Below are 19533 nucleotides of genomic sequence, written 5' to 3'. Positions count from 1 at the left end.
CGGGCGCCCACCCCCAGGGGTCAGCCGAGCAGCTGGTCGAGGAAGGACTTCTTCCGCTTGCCGCCGTACTGCCCCTGCGACGAGGACGACGACGAGCGCGCGGCGCTGACCTGCCGGAAGACCTCGCTGGCGAGCTTGCCCAGGTCGCTGCCCGACGACGGCGCGCCGTGGGCGCTGGACCCGCTGCGCTGCTGACCGGCGTCGTGGCTGCTGCCGTACCCGGCGCCGCTGGCACCGGCCGTGGCGCCCGTGGCGCCCGTGGCGCCGTACGCGGGCTGGGCGTAGCTGGGCGCCTGCTGCCCGTGGCCCTGCGGCTGGGGCGCGGTCTGCGGAGCGGGCTGGTGCTGCGGCGCCGACGGGCGGTCGTCGTAGTAGGCGGCCTCGGCGTCGATCAGGCGCTCCAGCTCGCCGCGGTCGAGGAAGATCCCGCGGCACTCGGTGCACTGGTCGAGGACGACGCCGTTGCGCTCGTAGCTGCGCATGGCGCCGTGGCACTTGGGGCAGGTCAGCGTCGGGGACGTCGGCGTGCTCATGTCGAGGTCAACGGGCGTCCTGCTCGCGGCGTTCCCGCGCCCGCCGTCGTCCCTCCCTCCCTCTCGGCAGCCGAGCGCCTGGCTGCGCTTCCCACTCCCTCCCGAACCGCAACCGAGCGCCTGCCTGCGGTTCCCACCCCCTCCCGAACCGCAACCGAGCGCCTGCCTGCGGTTCCCACCCCCTCCCGAACCGCAACCGAGCGCCTGCCTGCGGTTCCCACCCCCTCCCGAACCGCAACCGAGCGCCTGCCTGCGGTTCCCACCCCCTCCCGAACCGCAACCGAGCGCCTGCCTGCGGTTCCCACCCCCTCCCGAACCGCAACCGAGCGCTCGGCTGCGGAACGGTCGGCGTGATCGGGAGCTCTCGGGGTGGGTAGGGGGCCCGTGTGAGCGAGCGCCCCCGGCAGAGCACCGGCGAGTGGAACGACGTCCCGGAGCCGACGACCGTCGGCGAGCACGTGGTGGAGCGCCTCGCACGCTGGGGCGTGCGCCGCTACTACGGCTACCCCGGTGACGGCGTCGGCGGCGTCATGGCCGGCATCTCCCGGGCTCGGAGGGCGGGCGCCGCGCAGCTCGTCCAGGTGCGCCACGAGGAGACCGCCGCCTTCGCGGCCGTGGCCGACGTCAAGTACGGCGGCTCCCCCATCGGCGCGTGCGTCGTGACGAGCGGGCCGGGCGCCGTCCACGCGCTGAACGGGTTGTACGACGCCAAGCTGGACCGCGTCCCCGTGGTCGCGCTCGTCGGGCAGAGCGCCACCCCGGCGCTGGGCACGAGCTTCTACCAGGAGGTCGACGCCAAGGCCCTGTACGAGGACGTCGCCGACTACGTCATCCAGCTGTCCAGCGCGGACCAGGTCATCCACGCCGTCGACCAGGCCTGCCGCACCGCCCTGGCCCACCGGACGGTGTGCGCGGTCATCGTGCCGAGCGACCTCGGGAGCGCCGACGCGGTGCTCGAGACCCCGGTGGCGCACGGCTACAGCCACACCTCGAGCGTGCCCAGCACCGACCCGGGCGCCCCGCCGGCCGCTGCGCTGCGCGAGGCCGCCGCCGTCCTCAACGCGGGCGAGCGGGTCGCGGTCCTCGCCGGGGTGGGTGCTGCCGGTGCCACCGCCGAGCTCACCGCCGTGGCCGACGCCCTCGGCGCGGGGGTGGCCAAGGCGCTGCTCGGCAAGCACGTCCTCGACGACCGCCTGCCGTGGGTCACCGGCGCCATCGGCCTGCTCGGCACCCGCGCGTCCTACGAGCTGATGCAGCACTGCGACACGCTGCTCGTGGTCGGCTCGACGATGCCGTACGGCGAGTACTACCCGCCGCCCGGCCAGGCCCGCAGCGTGCAGGTCGACCTCGACGGCGCCAAGTGCGGCCTGCGCACCCCCACCGAGGTGAACCTCGTCGGCGACGCCGCCGAGACGCTGGCGGCGCTGCTGCCCCTGCTGCGCCCCCGCGGCGACGGCGCCTGGCGCGAGCGCATCGCCACCTGGAAGGGCGACGACGACGCGGTCCGCGACGCCCGGTGCTCCGCAGCAGCGGACCCGGTGAACCCCGAGGCCGTGGTGCGCGGGCTGCAGGCGCACCTGCCCGACGACGCGCTGCTCGCCGTCGACTGCGGCACGGCCACCGCCTGGTACGCCCGCGACGTCGACCTGCGGCCCGGCCAGCTCGGCTCGCTCTCCGGCCTGCTGCTGAGCATGGGCGGGGCGCTGCCGTACGCCCTGGCCGCCAAGACCGCGCACCCGGGCCGCCCGGTCATCGCGCTGGTGGGCGACGGCGCGATGCAGATGAACGGCGTCAACGAGCTCATCACCGTGGCGAAGGAGTGGCAGAGCTGGGACGACCCGCGGCTCGCGATCCTCGTGCTGAACAACCGCGACCTGAGCTTCGAGACGTGGGAGGTCCGGGCCGAGCTCGGCGAGGTGCCCGACCCGGCGTCGCAGTCGCTGCCCGACGTCCCCTACGCGCAGTGGGCGCAGCTGCTGGGGCTCGACGGCGTGCGCGTGGAGCGCCCGGAGGACGTCGACGCCGCGTGGGCGGCGGCGCTCGCGGCGGACCGGCCGTTCGTCATCGACGCCGTGGTCGACCCCTCCACGCCGATCATCCCGCCGCACGTGTCGACGGAGCAGGCGCTGCTGACCGTGAAGAGCGGCCTGCGGAGCGCGCTGCACGGCGACGAGCAGGTCCCGGGCCTGGTCAGGCAGGGCCTGCGGCAGGTCGTGGCGCCGGTGCTGCAGGCGGTGCGCCACCGCGCCAAGGAGTGACCGCTCCGCACGACGGGCCTCCCAGCAGGCTCCCAGGGGACGTCCACGGTGCGTGCAGTGCCGTCCTGTTGTCTCCTACCTGAAGCCACACCCCACTCCTGACGGAGAGACGACGATGAGCAACGACACCCAGTCCACCGGCAGCTCGAACGGCTCCACCCCCAACGGCCGCACGCCGTCCTGGGCCCCGCCGGGCGAGGGCTGGGTCGGCAGCGGAGCCGCTGGTCAGCAGCACCGCGACGCTCACGGCTCGCACGACCCGTACCGCGCCGCGCCGACCGGTCAGCAGACGGCCCAGCAGCCGGGCGCCCAGCAGACGGCCCCCCAGGTGCCGGTCGGCCCGTACGCGGGCGGCCAGCAGGGACAGGGCGGCCAGCACGGGCAGCCCGCCCAGCACTCGGCGTACGCCGGGACCCCCTACGGCGGCACCGCCCCCTACGCGGGCACCCCCTACGGAGGAGGCACCGCGACCGCCGACCGCCCGGGCGAGACGCCCTGGTACGGCACGCCGACCGGTCCCGACGGCGGTGGGGACGGCACCGGCTCGACGCCGGGCGGTCGCAAGCACCGCAAGGGCCCGGGGTGGGGCGGCGTGGTCGCCGTCGCGGCGATCGCCGCGCTCCTGGCCGGCGGGACCGCCTTCGCGGCCGCCCGCGGCATGGACCAGACGGCGCCCGCGCTGGCCGCCACCACCAGCGGTGGGTCCGGTGGCTCGGGCGGGTCGAGCGCCTCCGGCTCGACGGGCTCGGTGCCGGTCGGCACCCCCGTCGACTGGGGCACCGTGGCCCAGCGGGTGGAGCCGTCGGTCGTGACCATCCAGGTCTCCGACGGGCAGACCGGCGGCGAGGGCACCGGCGTCATCTTCGACACCGAGGGCCACGTGGTGACCAACAACCACGTCGCCACCGCGGCCACCGGCTCGAACGCCCAGATCCGCATCATCCTGAGCGACGGGCGCGTCTACCAGGGCGAGATCACCGGCACCGACCCGGCCACCGACCTCGCGGTCATCCAGATCAAGGACGCCCCGAACGACCTGACGCCGGCGACCTTCGGGGACTCCGACGGCGTCAAGGTCGGCGAGAACGTCATGGCCATCGGCAACCCGCTGGGGCTGTCGGACACGGTCACCACCGGCATCATCTCCGCCACCGACCGCCCGGTCACCACGCAGTCGAGCGAGTCGGAGCAGTCCCAGGCCGACCCCTTCGGCTTCAACCGCGGCCAGCAGACCGAGCCCGAGACCGTCGTCACCAACGCGCTGCAGACGGACGCCGCGATCAACCCCGGCAACTCCGGCGGTCCGCTGGTCAACGCCGAGGGCCAGGTGCTCGGCATCAACTCCTCGATCGCCTCGACCTCCACCGGCAGCGGCCAGGCCGGCAGCATCGGCCTCGGCTTCGCCATCCCCGGCAACGAGGTCAAGCGCGTGGCCAGCGAGCTGGTGCAGGACGGCTCCGCCGAGCACGCCCTCCTCGGCGTGCAGCTGGACAGCCAGGACGGGACCGCCACGGTCGACGGCACCACGCGCCAGGCGGCGGTCGTCGCCGACGTCACCAGCGGCGGAGCCGCGGCGCAGGCCGGGATCCAGAAGGGCGACGCGATCACCGCGGTCGACAGCGACCCCGTCACCGGGGCCGAGTCGCTGACCGCGCAGATCCGCAGCCGCGCCCCCGGCCAGCAGGTGGTGCTGACCGTGGTCCGCGGCGGCCAGGAGCAGAAGATCACGGCGACGCTCGGCACCGCTCCCAGCAGCAGCAGCCAGGGCTGACCCACCTCGGCGGGGCCGGTCCCCGCGACGCACGAGGAGCCCCGCACCACCTCCCGGTGGTGCGGGGCTCCTCGTGCGTCGGTGGGGCGTCAGGCGGGGCTGAGCACCGTCCTCACCGTGCGGCGGTCACCGGTGGTCACCTCGTGGGGCGCTCCCACCAGCTCGACCTCGGTGCTGAGCTCGACGGTCGCGGCGTCGGGGCCGACCCGCAGCTCGACGGTGCCGGGCTCGACCACCTGCACGCCGCGGCGGTCGGTGAGGGCCAGGCGGCGGGTGGGCACGTCGAGCAGCACCCGCACCGACTCCCCCGGCTCCAGCTGCACCCGCGCGTGGGCGAGCAGCTGGGTCACCGGGCGCGTCACGGAGGCCACCGGGTCGTGCCCGTAGAGCTGGACGACGTCGGCGCCGGCGCGGTCGCCGGTGTTCGTGACCACCACGGAGGCGACGAGCGACCCGCCGGTGGGCACCTCGGCGTCGGCGACCTGCAGGTCGGAGCGCTCGAAGGTGGTGAACGACAGGCCGTGCCCGAAGGGCCGGACGGGCGCCGTGGCGATGTTCGACACCGACGACGCCCCCCCGAGGACCGGGTGCAGGTAGGAGTACGGCTGCGCCCCGACGGAGCGCGGCAGCGTCACGGGCAGGCGGCCCGAGGGGTTGACCCGGCCCGAGAGCACCCCCGCGACCGCACCCGCGCCCTCCTGGCCCGGGAAGAACGCCTGGACCACGGCCGAGCAGCGCTCGAGGGCGCTGGCGACGGCGTAGGGCCGCCCGGTGAGCAGCACCGCCACGACGGGGCGCACCAGCTCGCCGTCGTGGCCCGTGGAGGCGTCGAGCACCGCGTCGAGCAGCTGCTGCTGCACGCCGGGCAGGTCGAGCGACTCGGCGTCGCACCCCTCCCCCGACGTCCCGCGGCCGAAGAGCCCGGCGCGGTCTCCGAGCACGACGACGACGGCGTCCGCGCCGTCCGCCGCCTCGAGCGCAGCGCCGAAGCCGGACGTGTCGGCGGTGTCGACGTCGCAGCCCCGGGCGTGCACGACCTCGGCGCCGTCCAGCTCGCCGCGCAGCGCGTCGAGGACCGACGGGACGGACAGGCCCAGCGGGACGTCGGGGTGCTGGGCGAGCACGTGGTTGGCGAAGGAGTAGCAGCCGAAGAGGGCCGAGGGGTCGTCGGCGTTGGGACCGACGACCGCCACGCGCCGCGCCGCCGTCGTCGCGCCCGGGCCGGTCGCCAGGGGCAGGGCCCCGTCGTTGGCGAGGAGCACCACCGACTCCTCCGCCAGGCGGCGGGCCAGGTCGCGGTGGGCGGGCGGGTCGAGGTCGACGGCGTCGACGTCGCCGTCGCCGGCCGGGCCGAGGGTCGCGGCGGGGTCGTAGCCGTCGTCGAGGAGCCCGAGGGCCGCCTTCTGGACCAGCACGCGGCGCAGCGCCCTGTCGACCAGGGCCTCGTCGAGGGCGCCGTCGCGGACGGCCTGCGCGAGCGCGAGGTAGGCCACCCCGGTGGGCAGCTCGACGTCGATGCCCGCGGCCAGGGCCTGCGCCCCGGCGTCGGCGACGTCGGCGGCGACGCCGTGGAGGGTCTGGAGGAAGGCGACGGAGAAGTAGTCGGCGACGACGGTGCCCTCGAACCCCCAGCGGTCACGGAGCAGGTCGGTCAGCAGCGAGGCGTCGGCGGCGACCGGCACGCCGTCGACCTCGGCGTAGCTGTTCATCACCGAGCCGACGCGGCCGTCGAGCAGCGCCATCTCGAACGGGACCAGCAGCACGTCGGCGACCTCGCGGGGACCGGCGTGGACCGGCGCGAGGTTGCGGCCCGCGCGGCTGTTGGAGTACCCCACGAAGTGCTTGAGGGTGGCGACGACGCCGGCGGACTGGACCCCGCGCACGTACGCGGTGGCCACCTCGCCGACGAGCCAGGGGTCCTCGGAGACGCACTCCTCCACGCGGCCCCAGCGGGCGTCGCGGACGACGTCGAGCACGGGGGCGAGGCCCTGGTGCACGCCGAGGGAGCGCATCGAGGCGCCGATGGCCGCCCCGACCTCCTCGACGAGCTCCGGGTCGAAGCTCGCGCCCCAGCTCAGGGGCGCGGGGAAGGTGGTGGCGCGCCAGGCGGCCAGGCCGGTGAGGCACTCCTCGTGCACGAGGGCGGGGACGCCGTGGCGCGTGTGCTCCTGCAGCCAGCGCTGCTTGGCCACGAGGCCCTTGGCACCCTCGACCGGGTCGACGGGGGTGGTCCCGAAGACGCGGGTGAGCTGGCCGAGCCCGAGGCCCTGCGCGGCGTACCCCTCGAGGGAGTCGGGTGCGTCTCCCTGCATCGCGTCGGCCATGGGGGCGACGTCGCCGCCCTCGCCGGTGCCGCCGCGGCCCTCCCAGAGGCCGACGAGCTGGAAGAGCTTCTCCTCGAGCACCATGTCGGCCAGCAGGTGCTCGACGCGGGCGGCGCGCTCGGCAACCAGCGGCGAGGACGGGTCGACGTCGGCGACGGCTGGGGTCGCGCCCGGGGCGGAGGGACGGACGGGCAGGTCGGTGCTCATGGTCTCAGCTCCAGGCTCTCCGTCCGTGATCATGGACCTCCCGAGCACCTTCGCGCCGTGATCGTGGACCTCCCGGGCGACGAGCGTTCGGGAAGCCCATGATCACGGTCGGAAGGTGCTCCTGAACCCCATGACCACGGTGGGTGGGGTGTGTCAGGCGGTCAGGTCGACGAGCCCGGCCACGGGCTCGGGGCGCTCGCACGTCGAGGCCACGTCCAGCGGGGTGCCGCCCTCGCGCGCCGACGACAGCACGGACTCCATGACGTCGAGGACGTGCAGCGCCACGTCGCCGGAGGCGCGGTGGGCGGTGCCGGCGCCGAGGGCGAGGGCCAGGTCGGCCAGGCCCTCACCGCGGCCCGCGCCGAGGTAGCCGGCGCTCGGGTCGAGCTCCTTCCACTGCGCACGGCCCCACTGGTCGAGCCCGGCGACCTCGGGGCTGCAGATCTCGACGGGGCCCTCGAAGTAGTTCGGGTCCGGCACCGAGAGCGAGCCCTGCGGTCCGTGGACCTCCAGGCGAGGGGCGCGCGAGCCCCACACGTCGAAGCTCATCACCACGGTGGTGAGCGCGCCGTCGCGGTGCTGCAGCAGCCCGGTGACGTGCGACGGCGTGGTGACCGGGAACTCCAGCCCGGCCTTCGGCCCGCTCGCCACGGTGCGCGTGGAGCGCGGCGCGGACGCCAGGCCCGTCACGCGCGTGACCGGGCCGAGCAGGTGCACCAGCGAGGTCATGTAGTACGGGCCCATGTCGAGCAGCGGACCGCCGCCGGGGGCGTAGTAGAACTCCGGCGACGGGTGCCAGAGCTCGTGCCCGGGGGCCACGAAGGTCGCGGTCGCGGCGTGCGGGGTGCCGATGAGGCCCGCCTCGACGGCGGCGCGGGCGGTCTGCACCCCGGTGCCGAGCACCGTGTCGGGCGCCGACCCGACGCGCACGCCGGCGGCGCGCGCGGCCTCGAGGACCGCCCGCCCCTCGGCGGTGGTGGCGGTCAGGGGCTTCTCGCCGTAGACGTGCTTGCCGGCGGCCACCGCGGCCAGCGCGACCTCGGCGTGGGCCGCGGGGATGGTCAGGTTGAGCACGACGTCGACGTCGTCGGCCTCGAGCAGCTGCTGCAGCGGCAGGGCGCGGGCGCCCTCGTGCTGGGCGGCCAGGGCCTCGGCGCGGCCGGTGTCGAGGTCGGCGACGGCGGTCAGCGCCAGCTGGGGCAGCCGCGCCAGGTTGAGGCTGTACTGCTCGCTGATCTTGCCGGCGCCGACGACGCCGACGCGCAGCCGTCCGCTCGGGGCGCTCACGCGGCGCTCCCGGCGGTCTCGGGCAGCGCGCGACCGGCCCACAGCAGGCCGCGCTCCACCACGGTGCGGACATTCGGGTCCTGCAGCACGTCGACCTGGTGGCCGGGCGTCGCCACGAACACGCGGCCCTGCCCCCACGCGCGGGTCCACACCGCGGGGCAGGTGACCGGGCGGTGCCACGGCTCCCACTCGCGGGTCTTGGTCGTCGTGGTGGCGAGCACGTCGTTGAGGTCGTCCGAGAGGATCCAGTACTGCTCGGTGACCAGGTCGAAGTCGTCCAGCCCCGCGGTGATCGGGTGCTGGCGGCCGGCCTCGGTGATCTCGACGCGGTGGGGGACGTAGTTGTCGTCCATCTCCCCCTTGCGCTCGGCCGGCGGGTGCAGCGCGGCGTGGGTGGCGAACTGCCCGCCCACGAGCTGCAGGTAGTCGGAGCTGTTGCGGTAGGAGTCGGCGATGCCGCCGTGCCACCCGCCGAAGCCGGTGCCGGCCGCGACGGCGGCCAGCAGGCCCTTCAGCGCCTCCGGGGAGATCTCCGACATGGTCACGCTCTGGACCACGAGGTCGAGGCCCTCCATGTACGCGGCGTCGGCGTACACGTCCGGGGACTCCTCCACGCGGACGTGGAACCCGCTCTCCTCGAGGAAGGGCAGGAACAGCTCGGTGGCCTCGACGGGCTGGTGCCCGTCCCACCCGCCGCGCACCACGAGGGCGCGCCGCTGGGAGGTGGGGCTCTGGGTGGTGCTCAAGGGTTCTCCGCTCACTTGCTGAAGCCTGCCGTCAGCCCCGAGACGAGCTGGCGGCGGCCCACGACGTAGAAGACGAGGATCGGCAGCGTCGACAGGACGACGGCGGCGAGGACGGCCGGGACGTTGACCGAGTACTGGCCCTGGAACGACCACAGCGCCAGCGGCAGCACCCTCAGGTCCTGGGACTGGGTGAGCACCAGCGGCAGCAGGAACCCGTTCCAGACCTGCAGGCCCGTGTAGATGGCGACCGTGACCACGGCGGGCCGCGTCAGGGGGAAGGCGAGGCGCCAGGCGGTGCCCCACTCCGAGGTGCCGTCGAGGCGCATGGACTCGAACAGCTCGTTGGGGACGTCGCGCACGAAGTTGCTCAGCACGAGCACCGCCAGCGGGATGGAGAACGCGATGCTGGGCAGGATCAGCGCGAGCAGCGAGTCGTAGAGGTTCAGCCTGATGATGATCAGGTAGACGGGGATGATCGTCGCCTGGAGCGGGATCGCCAGCCCCATGAGCAGGAAGCCCGAGGAGAACCTCAGGAACCTGCCGGAGCCGCGCACGATGGCGAAGGCGGCCATGAACGAGATCAGCACCGCGGGGACGACCGTGCCGAGCGTGACGATGACGCTGTTGAAGAAGTAGCGGACGAAGTCGGCCTCCAGGACCAGCTGGTAGGCCGAGAACGTCGGGCTGGTCGAGGGCAGCAGCGGGTTGGTCGTGAAGTACTCGCTGCTCGGCTTCAGGCTGGTGATGACGATCCAGTAGATCGGGATGATGATCACCGCGAGCCAGATCCAGCCCATGAGGCCGCCCAGCCAGTTGGGGCGGTGCGCGGCGCCGCGGCCGCGGCGTCGGCTGAGCGGGGACGCCGCCGGCGGTCCGCCGGCCTCCCCCGCGTCCAGGGTCGGGGTCGCCAGCGGTCCGGCGGGGGTGGGGGTGGCCACCGGGTGCGTTCCGCCCGGCGTGCGGGTCGTCTCGGTCATCTCAGAGGCCTTCCATCTGGCTGGAGTTCGCGTCCTTGCCGCCCAGGCGGCGCAGGAACAGCGCCAGGCCGAGACCGATCAGCACGATGAGGACGGCGATGGCGCTGGCCGGACCCATCTGGTTGGCGCGGAACCCGCGCAGGTACATGTCCAGCGCGAGGACCCGGGTGGAGTTGCCCGGCCCGCCGCCGGTGAGCACGAAGATGAGGTCGAAGGCCGTCATCGACCCGACCACCATCAGCGTCGACGACGTGATGATCGTGTACTTCAGCTGCGGCAGCGTGATGGAGAAGAACTGCCGGACGGTGCCCGCGCCGTCGATGCTGGCCGCCTCGTACATGGAGCGCGGGATCTGCTGCACGCCGCCCTGGTAGAGCAGTGAGTGGAAGGGGACGTACATCCAGCTCAGCACGAAGATGACGACGAACAGCACCAGGGTGGGGTCACCCAGCCAGTTCTGGATCAGGAAGGGGATCCCCAGGCTCGCCGCCAGGCCGAAGTTGGGGTCGAGCAGCGCCTTGTAGGCGATGGAGATCGCCGCCGCGCTCATGAGCAGCGGCAGGAAGTAGAGGACGGCGAGGAACGCGCGGTACTTCTGCGTGCCGGCGGTGAAGACGCCCAGCAGCAGCGAGATCGGCGTCTGCACCAGCCACGAGAAGATCATGATGCCGAAGGTGAGGCCGAGGGCCTTGTACATGACCGGGTCCGTCATGATCGAGACCCAGTTGCCGCCCCCCAGCCACTGGATGGCGCCGATGCCGTCCCACTGGGTGAAGCTCAGCACGAGCGTGCCGATGAGCGGGACCGCTCCGAAGAGCACGAAGAAGGCGACGGCGGGGATCGCCATCCACGCCACGGACCCGGTCTTGACGCTGCGGTGCTCGGAGGCACCCCCCGCGGGGGCCCGGGAGGCCGCCGTCCTCGTCGCTGCTGTCGTCGTCATCTCAGCGCCTCACTTCTCGAGGGTCGCGTTCATCGCGGTGGCGAACTGCTCCGGGCTGATCGCCCGGCTGAAGAGCTGCTCGATGTTGGTGAGGAGGGCCTCGGCGGTGGACGGCGAGAGCGCCTGGTCCCACGACTGCGTGAACGTCTGCGCGCCGCTGGCGGTGGTGTAGACGAACTGCAGCCACTCGGCGTCGTCGGAGGCCGCGAGGCGGTCCTCGATGCCGTTGGCGATCGGGACGTTGCCGGCGTCGATGTAGGCCTGCAGGACGTCGTCGGCCATGATCCCGTCGGCGAAGTACTGCAGCGCCGCGTCCTTGGCCGTCTGCTCTGCCGGCGTGAAGATCGACATGTACTGGCCGGGGTTGCCGACGGCGTTGCTCGGGTCGCCCGTGCCACCGGCGACGGTCGGGAACGGCAGCCAGCCGAGCGAGCCGCCGCTGACGAAGTCGCCGCCGTCGGCCTTCATGGAGCCGTAGGTCCACGCGCCGTGGAGCATCATCGCCGCGCGGCCCGTGTAGAGCAGCGCCTGGTCGGCGTTGCTGTCAGCGGTGATCGACTCGAAGCCGGTGATGAAGCCCCCGGCCGCCACCAGCTCCTGGACCTTGCCGAGAGCCTCGAGCGAGGCCGGGGCCGACCAGGCGTCGGGCTCGCCGTCGTAGATGGAGGTGAAGAGCTCCGGGCCGCCGATGCGGTCGTAGAGGTACTCGAGCCACATCATCGAGGTCCAGCGCGACTGCCCGCCGAGGGCCAGCGGCGCGATGCCGGCGTCGTTGAAGACGGGCACCAGCGCCAGCAGGTCGTCCCAGGTCTGCGGGGGCTGTGCGCCCACCTGCTCGAAGAGGGCCTTGTTGTAGAAGAAGACGATCGGGGTGACCGTCTCGTTGGGCAGGGCGTAGATCTTGCCGTCGACCGTGGCGGGGCCGAACGACGACTCGAGCAGCCGGCTGCGGACGTCGGGGTTGGCGTCGAACCAGCCGGTGAGGTCGTCGACCTGGCCCGCCTCGACGTAGGAGCGCAGCGTGCCGCCGCCCCAGCCGTAGATGATCGTGGGCGCCTGGCCGGCGCCGATGGCCGTCTTGATCTTCGTCTTGTAGGCGTCGTTCTGGAAGAACGTCAGCCCGATGGTCTGGTCGGGGTTGGCCTCGTTGAAGGCCGCGACGCCGTTCTTGGTGATGGTCTCGCTCGGGTCACCCGAGAGGTACCACTCCGTGGCCACGGCGTCGGCCGCGGACGAACCGGGGCCCGAGGTGCCGCAGGCCGAGAGGGCGGCGCCCGCGAAGGGCGCGAGGACCACGGCACCGAGGAAGGAGCGGCGGGAGGGGGCGGACCGGGTGGAGGTGGTGCTCATGGGAGGTCTCCGTCCTGGGGCCGCGTCGTCGCGGCGGTGCGGGGTGGAGCTCGTGCGGCCGTCCGCTGGACCGCGGTGCGACGGGCGCGAGGCGACCGCCGCCGTCCTGAGCGGGTGGGTGGCCCACCCGCTCAGGACGCTGACGTCACTGGCCGATCGTCGCGTTCATGTTGTCGGCGAACTGCTGCGGCGTGATCGACAGGCTGAACAGCTGGTCGATGTTCGACAGGAGCGCCTCGGCGGTGCTCGGGGAGAGCGCCTGGTCCCAGGACTGCACGAAGCTGGGGGCGTCCTGCACGGCCGAGTACGCGAACTGCAGGAAGTCCTTGTCCTCGCTGGCCGCGATCTTGTCCTCGATGCCGGAGGCGATGCAGACCTGGCCGGAGGCCACGTACGCGTCGATGACGGTCTCGCTCATGATCCCGTTGGTGGTGTCGGTGAAGTACGCCTTGGCGATGTCCTGCTGGGCCTGGGTGGCCTTGGAGGAGACCGACATGTACTGGGCCGGGTTGCCGGCGACGTTCTTCGGGTCGCCCTTGCCGCCCGTGATCGGCGGGAAGGCGAACCACCCCAGGTTGCCGTCGGCGACGAAGTCGGCGGCGTCGTTCTTGATGCCCGAGTAGACCCACGAGCCGTGCAGCATCATCGCGGTCTTGTCGGTGTAGAGCAGGGCCTGGTCGGCGTTGCTGTCGGCCGTGATCGACTCGAAGCCGGTGATGAAGCCGCCCGCCTTCACGAGGTCCTGCACCATCTGCAGGGCCTTCAGCGCGTCGGGGTTCGACCAGGCGTCGGCGGTCCCGGCGAAGATGGCGTCGAAGACCTCCGGGCCGCCCACGCGGTCGAAGAAGTACTCCAGCCACATCATCGAGGTCCAGCGCGACTGCCCGGCCAGCGCGATCGGGGCGATGCCCGCGCCCTTGAAGGTGTCGACCAGCGCGAGCAGCTCGTCGTAGGTGGTGGGCGGCTCGGCGCCGACCTGCTTGAAGAGCTTCTTGTTGTAGTAGAAGAGGATCAGCGCGGCGTTCTCGTTGGGGTAGGCGTAGATCTTGCCGTCGACGGTGCCGGCCTTGTAGGTGGACTCCAGCACGCTGCCCTTGAGGGTGGCGTCGTCGAACCAGCTCGTCAGGTCGAGCACCTGGCCGGCGGCCGCGTAGCTGGCGAGGGTGCCGCCGCCCCAGCTGTAGATGAAGGTCGGGGCCTGGCCGGCGCCGATCGCCGTCTTGATCTTCGTCTTGTAGGCGTCGTTCTGGAAGAAGTCGACCGAGATCGTGGAGTCGGGGTTCGCGTCGCCCCAGGCCTTGAGGTTGTCCGTCTTGATCTTCTCGTTGGGCTGGCCCGAGAGGTACCACATGCTCGCGGCACCGTCGCCGCCCCCGCCGCCGCCCGAGCTGGACGGGCCCGAGGTGCCGCAGGCGGACAGCGCCGCGCCGGCGAGGGGGGCCATGGCGAGCATGGTCAGGAAGCCGCGGCGGGAGGTGCCCTGCGCGGACGTCGTCGAAGCGTCCATGTGAACTCCGTCGTTCGAGCCGCTCCAGCGCGGCTTGATGGATGTCGCGAGCGCCCGAAAGTTTCCGACCGTTGCGCTCGTCCCGTGGACAGTAGGAGCGCCCCCTCGGACCGGTCAAGCGAAACCGGTCACCAGAAGCGGTCTCCCGGGGTCACGGTTCGATCACGAAGATCGACGATCTCCAGCACGACCGGGCGCAGATCGGGCTCCCGTCGGCCGTCCGGGAGGATGGATCTTGGCGCGGTTCCCCAGCGCCCGAAACTTTCGATACCCTCCACCGCCAGAGCATCGACGCCAGGAGTTCGGCATGAGCAGCACCACCGGCCGGGCCGAGAGCCGGGTCACCATCGCCGACGTGGCGCGCCAGGCCGGGGTCTCCGTGCCGACGGTCTCCAAGGTGCTCAACAACCGCGACGACGTCTCCCCCGACACCCGCGACCTCGTCAGCGGGGTGCTGGCCTCCTCGGGCTACCGGCCCCGGCGCCGGCAGCGCGAGGCCCCCGCCGGGCCGCTGCTCGTCGAGCTGGTCATCACCGACCTCACCAGCGCCTACGCGCTGGAGGTGCTGGCCGGGGCCGAGGCGGGTGCGGCGCGCAGCGGCGCCGGCCTGGTGGTCAGCGCCGCGCACGACCGCGACGGCGAGGACAGGTCGTGGCTCTCGGCGCTGCGCGCCCGCCGGCCCCGCGGGGTCGTCCTGGTGGTCAACCGGTTCGGCGGCGGCAGCGTCGAGGAGGTCGCCTCGCTCGGGGCCCCCGTCGTGCTCCTCGACCCCGCCGGCAGCAGCGACCCCGCCCTGCCGACGGTCGGCGCCACCAACTTCGCCGGAGGCGTCGCCGCCACGGAGCACCTGCTCGGGCTGGGGCACCGGCGCGTCGCCGTCATCACCGGCGCGCCGTTCCTGCTGTGCAGCCAGGAGCGCCTGGAGGGCTACCGGGCCGCGATGGCGCGCGCCGGGGCCCCGGTCGACGAGGCACTGGTCCAGCCGGGTGACTTCACCGCCGAGGGCGGGCAGCGGGCCGCCGCCACCCTGCTCGACCTGCCCGAGCCGCCCACGGCCGTGTTCGCGGGCTCGGACCTCATGGCCAGCGGCGTGTACCAGGAGGCGCGGCGCCGCGGCCTGCGCGTCCCCGACGACCTGTCGGTGGTGGGCTTCGACGACGTCGCGATGGTGCGCTACATGTCGCCGCCGCTCACCACGGTGCGCCAGCCGCTGGGCGAGATGGCGAGCGAGTCGGTGCGCATGGTGGTCGACGACGTGCGCTCCCGCGACGGCGGCGCACCGCGGCGACCGCAGGTGGGCGGGGTGTCCTCCCGCGGGGTCGCCCCCCACGTGCAGCTGGCCACCCGGCTCGTGGTGCGGGAGAGCACCGCTCCCCCGCGCTGAGCCGGAACGCCGTCAGGCGCCGAGCAGCGGCGCCGGAGCGTCGAGCACCCCCTGCAGCACCAGGGCGGCGGCCCCCATGACGGCGGCGTCCGCACCCGTCGCCGAGACCCGCACGGGCACCTCGAGCAGGCGCGCCCGCAGCACGCGGGCCGCCAGCTCGCGCTGCAGGGGCGGGGCCAGCCACGGGGCGAGCGGGGCGCAGGAGCCGCCCAGCACCACGGCGTCGACGTCGAGCAGGTTCACCGCCGCGGCGAGCGCGGTGCCGAGGGCGGCGCCGGCGTCGTCCAGCGCGGCGAGCGCGGCGGGGTCCTCGCCCTCGGCGGCGCGGCGCAGGTCGTCGGCGGCACCTCCGGCCAGCCCGGCGCGCGCGAGGAGCGCCTCCTGGCCGGCGTAGGCCTCCAGGCAGCCGCTGGCCCCGCAGCCGCAGCGCGGCCCCGACGGGTCGACCGTGACGTGCCCGAGCTCGCCGCTCCAGCCGCGCTCGCCGCGCAGCGGGCGACCGCCGAGCACCACCCCGGACCCGATGCCGACCTCGCCCGTGACCAGCACGAACGAGGCTCCGCGCCGGCCGCCCGCGGCGTCGTCGGGCTCCCCGGGGTGCCACAGCTCGGCGAGCGCCGCGAGCGCCGCCTCGTTGTCGACGGCGAGCGGCAGGCCCTGCAGCGCGGGGTGCTCGCCGAGCAGGGCGAGGACGTCGACGTCGCGCCAGCCCAGGTTGGGGGCCAGGCGCAGGGTCCCGGCGCCGGTGTCGACCAGGCCGGGCAGCGCCCAGGCCCCGCCGACGACGTCCAGGCCCTGGGCGCGGGCGTCCGCCAGGACCCGGCCGGCGAGCTCGGCGGAGGCGGCGAGCACCTGCGCGGGCGGGCCGGTCCTGTCGATGGTGGGCACCGCCTCGCGGGCGCGGACGGCGCCGGTGAGGTCGCGGACGCAGGCCACGGCGTGGCTGGCGCCCAGCTCGACGCCGAGCGCCGCCACCCGACGCCCCGACAGGCGCAGCCCGTGCGCGGGGCGGCCCGCGCCGGTGCGCGGCGGCGGGGGCACCTCCTCGAGCAGGCGGCCGGCGAGGAGGGCGTCGACCAGAGCCGAGACCGTGCCGCGGGCCATGCCGGTGGCGGCCGCGAGGCCCGCGCGCGAGGGGGCCGGGTCACCGCCCGCCCCGGCGGTGCGGTCGGCGACGAGCGCGAGGACCGCGGCGAGGTTGCGCTCGCGCAGGTCGCTCTGCCGTGCTCGCTCGACGGTGGCCACCCGTTGACACTCCCACGCCCACGGCATAAGTTCAACGACAGAACAAATCAGTTCCGGGTCGCGTGCAGCAGCTGGCGCACCCGTCCACCCGATCCACCTCGACGGAGAGGAGCGCCCCCGTGGCCGCTCAGCACCTCACCCCCACCCCCGAGGACAAGTTCTCCTTCGGCCTCTGGACCGTCGGATGGGCCGCTGCCGACCCCTTCGGCGACGCGACCCGCCCCGACGTGGACGTCATCGACGCCGCCCGCCGCCTGGCCGACCTCGGTGCCTACGGCATCACCTTCCACGACGACGACGTCGTCCCCTTCGAGGTGGGCCACAAGGACCCGGCCGGCCGCGACGAGATCCTCGGCCGCCTCAAGAAGGTCGTCTCCGAGACCGGCCTCGCCGTGCCGATGGTGACCACCAACCTCTTCGGCCACCCGGTCTTCAAGGAGGGCGCGTTCACGGCGAACGACCGCGACGTCCGCCGCTTCGCGCTGCGCAAGGCCTTCCGCCAGCTGCAGCTGGGCGCCGAGCTCGGCGCGCAGACGTTCGTCATGTGGGGCGGCCGCGAGGGCTCCGAGGTCGACGGCGCCAAGGACGTCAAGGCCGCGCTGGACCGCTACGCCGAGGCCGTCAACCTGCTGACGACCTACATCACCGAGCAGGGCCTCGACATGCGCATCGCGATCGAGCCCAAGCCGAACGAGCCCCGCGGCGACATCCTGCTGCCCACGGTCGGCCACGCGATCGCCTTCTCGTACACCCTTGAGCACCCCCACCTGGTGGGCGTGAACCCCGAGGTCGGCCACGAGCAGATGTCCAACCTGAACTTCACCGCCGGCATCGCCCAGGCGCTCGCCGCCGACAAGCTGTTCCACATCGACCTGAACGGCCAGCACGGCCCGAAGTTCGACCAGGACCTCGTCTTCGGCCACGGCGACCTGCTGTCCGCCTTCTGGACCGTCGACCTGCTGGAGAACGGCTTCCCGGGCGGCGGCCCCACCTACACGGGCCCGAAGCACTTCGACTACAAGCCGAACCGCACCGAGGACTTCGACGGCATCTGGCAGTCGGCCGCGGCCAACATGCGCACCTACCTGCTCCTCAAGGAGCGCGCGCTGGCCTTCCGCGCCGACCCCGAGGTCCAGGCCGCGCTCGAGACCGCGAGCGTCACCGAGCTCGCCGTCCCGACGCTGGACGAGGGCGAGACCCTCGCCGACATCGTCGCCGACCGCTCCGCGTTCGAGGACTTCGACGCCGACGCCAAGGGCAAGCGCGGCTACGGCATCGGCAACCTCGACCAGCTGGCCATCGAGCACCTCATGGGCGCTCGCTGACATGACGCAGCAGCTGGTCGCCGGCGTCGACACGTCGACGCAGTCGTGCAAGGTCGTCATCCGCGACGCCGCCACGGGTGAGCTCGTCCGGGAGGGCCGCGCGGCCCACCCGGACGGCACGGAGGTGCACCCCCGCGAGTGGGAGCGCGCCCTGCGCGAGGCCGTGGACGCCGCGGGCGGCCTGGACGACGTCGACGCCGTCGCCGTCGGCGGCCAGCAGCACGGCATGGTCTGCCTCGACGCCTCGGGAGAGGTGGTCAGGCCGGCCCTGCTGTGGAACGACACCCGCTCGGCGCCCGCCGCGCGGGACCTGATCTCCGAGCTCGGCGGCGGTGACGCGGAGGCGGGCGGTCAGGCGTGGGCCGACGCCGTCGGCGTGGTGCCGGTGGCCTCGTTCACCGGCTCCAAGCTGCGCTGGCTGGCCGACGCCGAGCCGGAGAACGCCGACCGCACCGCGGCGGTGTGCCTCCCCCACGACTGGCTGACCTGGCGCCTGGCGGGCGGCTTCGAGGCCGTCGGCCTCGAGGGCCTGTTCACCGACGCCGGCGACGCGTCGGGCACGGCGTACTTCTCGGCCTCGACCGGGGAGTACCGCCGCGACCTGCTCGAGCTGGCGCTGCGCGGGCGCTCCCCGCGGGTGCCCCGCGTGGTGGGCCCGTCCGAGGCGGGCGGTCGCCTCTCGGCGGCCTGGGGCCGCGAGGGCGCCCTGCTGGGCCCGGGGACCGGCGACAACGCCGCCGCGGCGCTCGGCCTGGCCGCGCGCGAGGGAGACGTCGTCCTGTCGCTGGGCACGTCCGGCGTGGTGGGGGCGGTCACCGAGACCGCCGTCCACGACGCCTCCGGCACCATCGCGGGCTTCGCCGACGCCACCGGCGAGCACCTGCCGCTGGTGGTGACGCTGAACGCCGCGCAGGTGCTCGACGCCACCGCGAAGCTGCTCGGGGTCGACCACGCCGGGCTGGCCGAGCTGGCCCTGTCGGCGCCGAGCGGGGCCGACGGGCTGGTGCTCGTGCCCTACCTGCAGGGCGAGCGGACCCCCAACCGCCCCGAGGCCACGGGCGCGATGCACGGCCTGACCCTGAAGACGATGACGCCCGCCCACGTGGCGCGCGCCGCCGTCGAGGGCCTGCTGTGCGGCCTGGCCGACGGCATCGCGGCACTGGAGGCGCAGGGCGTCTCCGTGCGCCGCGTGCTGCTGGTCGGCGGCGGGGCCCGCTCGTCGGCGGTCCAGCAGCTGGCGCCGTCGGTGCTGGGCCGCCAGGTCGTCGTCCCGCAGCCCGGGGAGTACGTGGCCGACGGCGCGGCGCGCCAGGCGGCCTGGGTGCTGTCGGGCGCGGAGGCGCCGCCGGAGTGGTCGCTCGCCCCGGCGCAGGTGTTCGACGCCGACGACGAGGCGCTGGCCGCCGGCGAGCGGGTCCGCGCCCGCTACGCCGCCGTCCGCGACCTCACCGACGGGGTCTGACCACCCCTCCCCCGTTCGTGATCATGGGCGCCCGCCACCCTTCGTAGGTGGCGGATGCCCATGATCACGATCAGGGGTGGGGTCAGCGGAAGTCGGCGGGGGCGAAGCGGCCCTCGCGCAGGTGCCCCTCGATCGACTCCAGGCTCCTGCCGGTGAGCTCGGGCATCTTCTTCCACACGAAGAGCCACGCCGCGACGTTGAACGCGGCGTAGAC

The 19533-nt window shown here is 73.9% G+C and carries 14 protein-coding genes; 5 read left to right on the top strand and 9 right to left on the bottom strand.

The annotated features are described in order from the left end of the window. Window positions 1-20: 20 nt before the first annotated feature. On the bottom strand, window positions 21-533 hold the full coding sequence (locus F1641_RS00070) for a zf-TFIIB domain-containing protein (RefSeq protein ID WP_194902490.1): 513 nt from the start codon (window positions 531-533) through the stop codon (window positions 21-23). Window positions 534-919: 386 nt separating this feature from the next. Here F1641_RS00070 and F1641_RS00065 point away from each other — a divergent pair, with 386 nt between their 5' ends. Together F1641_RS00065 and F1641_RS00060 are read left to right on the top strand one after the other, a co-directional pair. Next, window positions 920-2791: a thiamine pyrophosphate-requiring protein gene (locus F1641_RS00065; protein ID WP_194902489.1), complete on the top strand. Its 1872-nt coding sequence runs from the start codon at window positions 920-922 to the stop codon at window positions 2789-2791. 115 nt (window positions 2792-2906) lie between these two features. After that, the gene (locus F1641_RS00060) at window positions 2907-4562 is read left to right on the top strand and encodes a S1C family serine protease (RefSeq protein WP_206690344.1); all 1656 of its coding nucleotides are present in this window, start codon (window positions 2907-2909) and stop codon (window positions 4560-4562) included. Window positions 4563-4651: 89 nt separating this feature from the next. Here F1641_RS00060 and F1641_RS00055 read toward each other — a convergent pair whose 3' ends face one another. From F1641_RS00055 to F1641_RS00025, 7 genes are all read right to left on the bottom strand, one after another. After that, window positions 4652-7093 carry a glycoside hydrolase family 3 N-terminal domain-containing protein gene (locus F1641_RS00055; protein WP_194902488.1) on the bottom strand — a complete coding sequence of 814 codons (2442 nt, stop codon included), beginning with the start codon at window positions 7091-7093 and terminating at the stop codon, window positions 4652-4654. A 153-nt stretch (window positions 7094-7246) separates the two neighbouring features. Continuing rightward, entirely contained in the window at window positions 7247-8380 is a 1134-nt protein-coding gene (locus tag F1641_RS00050; protein WP_194902487.1) for a Gfo/Idh/MocA family protein, read from the bottom strand. Continuing rightward, on the bottom strand, window positions 8377-9126 hold the full coding sequence (locus F1641_RS00045; RefSeq protein ID WP_194902486.1) for a ThuA domain-containing protein: 750 nt from the start codon (window positions 9124-9126) through the stop codon (window positions 8377-8379). Before F1641_RS00045 ends, F1641_RS00050 begins: the two co-directional genes overlap by 4 nt. Before the next feature lie 11 nt (window positions 9127-9137). Next, a complete protein-coding gene (locus F1641_RS00040; RefSeq protein ID WP_375541456.1) occupies window positions 9138-9923 on the bottom strand; it encodes a carbohydrate ABC transporter permease in 786 nt (261 codons plus the stop codon). Window positions 9924-10104: 181 nt separating this feature from the next. After that, window positions 10105-11046 carry a carbohydrate ABC transporter permease gene (locus F1641_RS00035; protein ID WP_194902484.1) on the bottom strand — a complete coding sequence of 314 codons (942 nt, stop codon included), beginning with the start codon at window positions 11044-11046 and terminating at the stop codon, window positions 10105-10107. Window positions 11047-11055: 9 nt separating this feature from the next. Then, a complete protein-coding gene (locus F1641_RS00030) occupies window positions 11056-12396 on the bottom strand; it encodes an ABC transporter substrate-binding protein (RefSeq protein WP_194902483.1) in 1341 nt (446 codons plus the stop codon). Between the two features lie 145 nt (window positions 12397-12541). Continuing rightward, window positions 12542-13903, bottom strand: a complete 1362-nt coding sequence (locus tag F1641_RS00025) for an extracellular solute-binding protein (RefSeq protein WP_194902482.1) — start codon at window positions 13901-13903, stop codon at window positions 12542-12544. Between the two features lie 307 nt (window positions 13904-14210). On the opposite strand from F1641_RS00025, the gene F1641_RS00020 reads away from it, so the two are divergent. Further along, window positions 14211-15287 (top strand): LacI family DNA-binding transcriptional regulator, encoded by a 1077-nt coding sequence (locus tag F1641_RS00020; protein WP_194902481.1) that lies wholly within the window; start codon window positions 14211-14213, stop codon window positions 15285-15287. Window positions 15288-15299: 12 nt separating this feature from the next. Here the strand turns inward: F1641_RS00020 and F1641_RS00015 are convergent, their stop codons facing one another. Beyond that, window positions 15300-16532 (bottom strand): ROK family protein, encoded by a 1233-nt coding sequence (locus F1641_RS00015; RefSeq protein ID WP_206690343.1) that lies wholly within the window; start codon window positions 16530-16532, stop codon window positions 15300-15302. Between the two features lie 119 nt (window positions 16533-16651). On the opposite strand from F1641_RS00015, the gene xylA reads away from it, so the two are divergent. Both xylA and xylB read left to right on the top strand, forming a co-directional pair. Next, window positions 16652-17857, top strand: coding sequence for a xylose isomerase (xylA, locus tag F1641_RS00010; protein WP_194902479.1), 1206 nt, complete (start codon window positions 16652-16654; stop codon window positions 17855-17857). Between the two features lies 1 nt (window position 17858). Further along, window positions 17859-19319 carry a xylulokinase gene (gene xylB / locus F1641_RS00005; RefSeq protein ID WP_194902478.1) on the top strand — a complete coding sequence of 487 codons (1461 nt, stop codon included), beginning with the start codon at window positions 17859-17861 and terminating at the stop codon, window positions 19317-19319. The last annotated feature ends 214 nt before the right edge of the window (window positions 19320-19533 follow it).

The sequence above is a fragment of the Quadrisphaera sp. INWT6 genome, from assembly GCF_015390235.1.
Classification (GTDB): Bacteria; Actinomycetota; Actinomycetes; order Actinomycetales; family Quadrisphaeraceae; genus Quadrisphaera.
The sequence above is the reverse complement of the archived record's forward strand: the minus strand, read 5'-3'. Positions and strand labels throughout refer to the sequence as shown.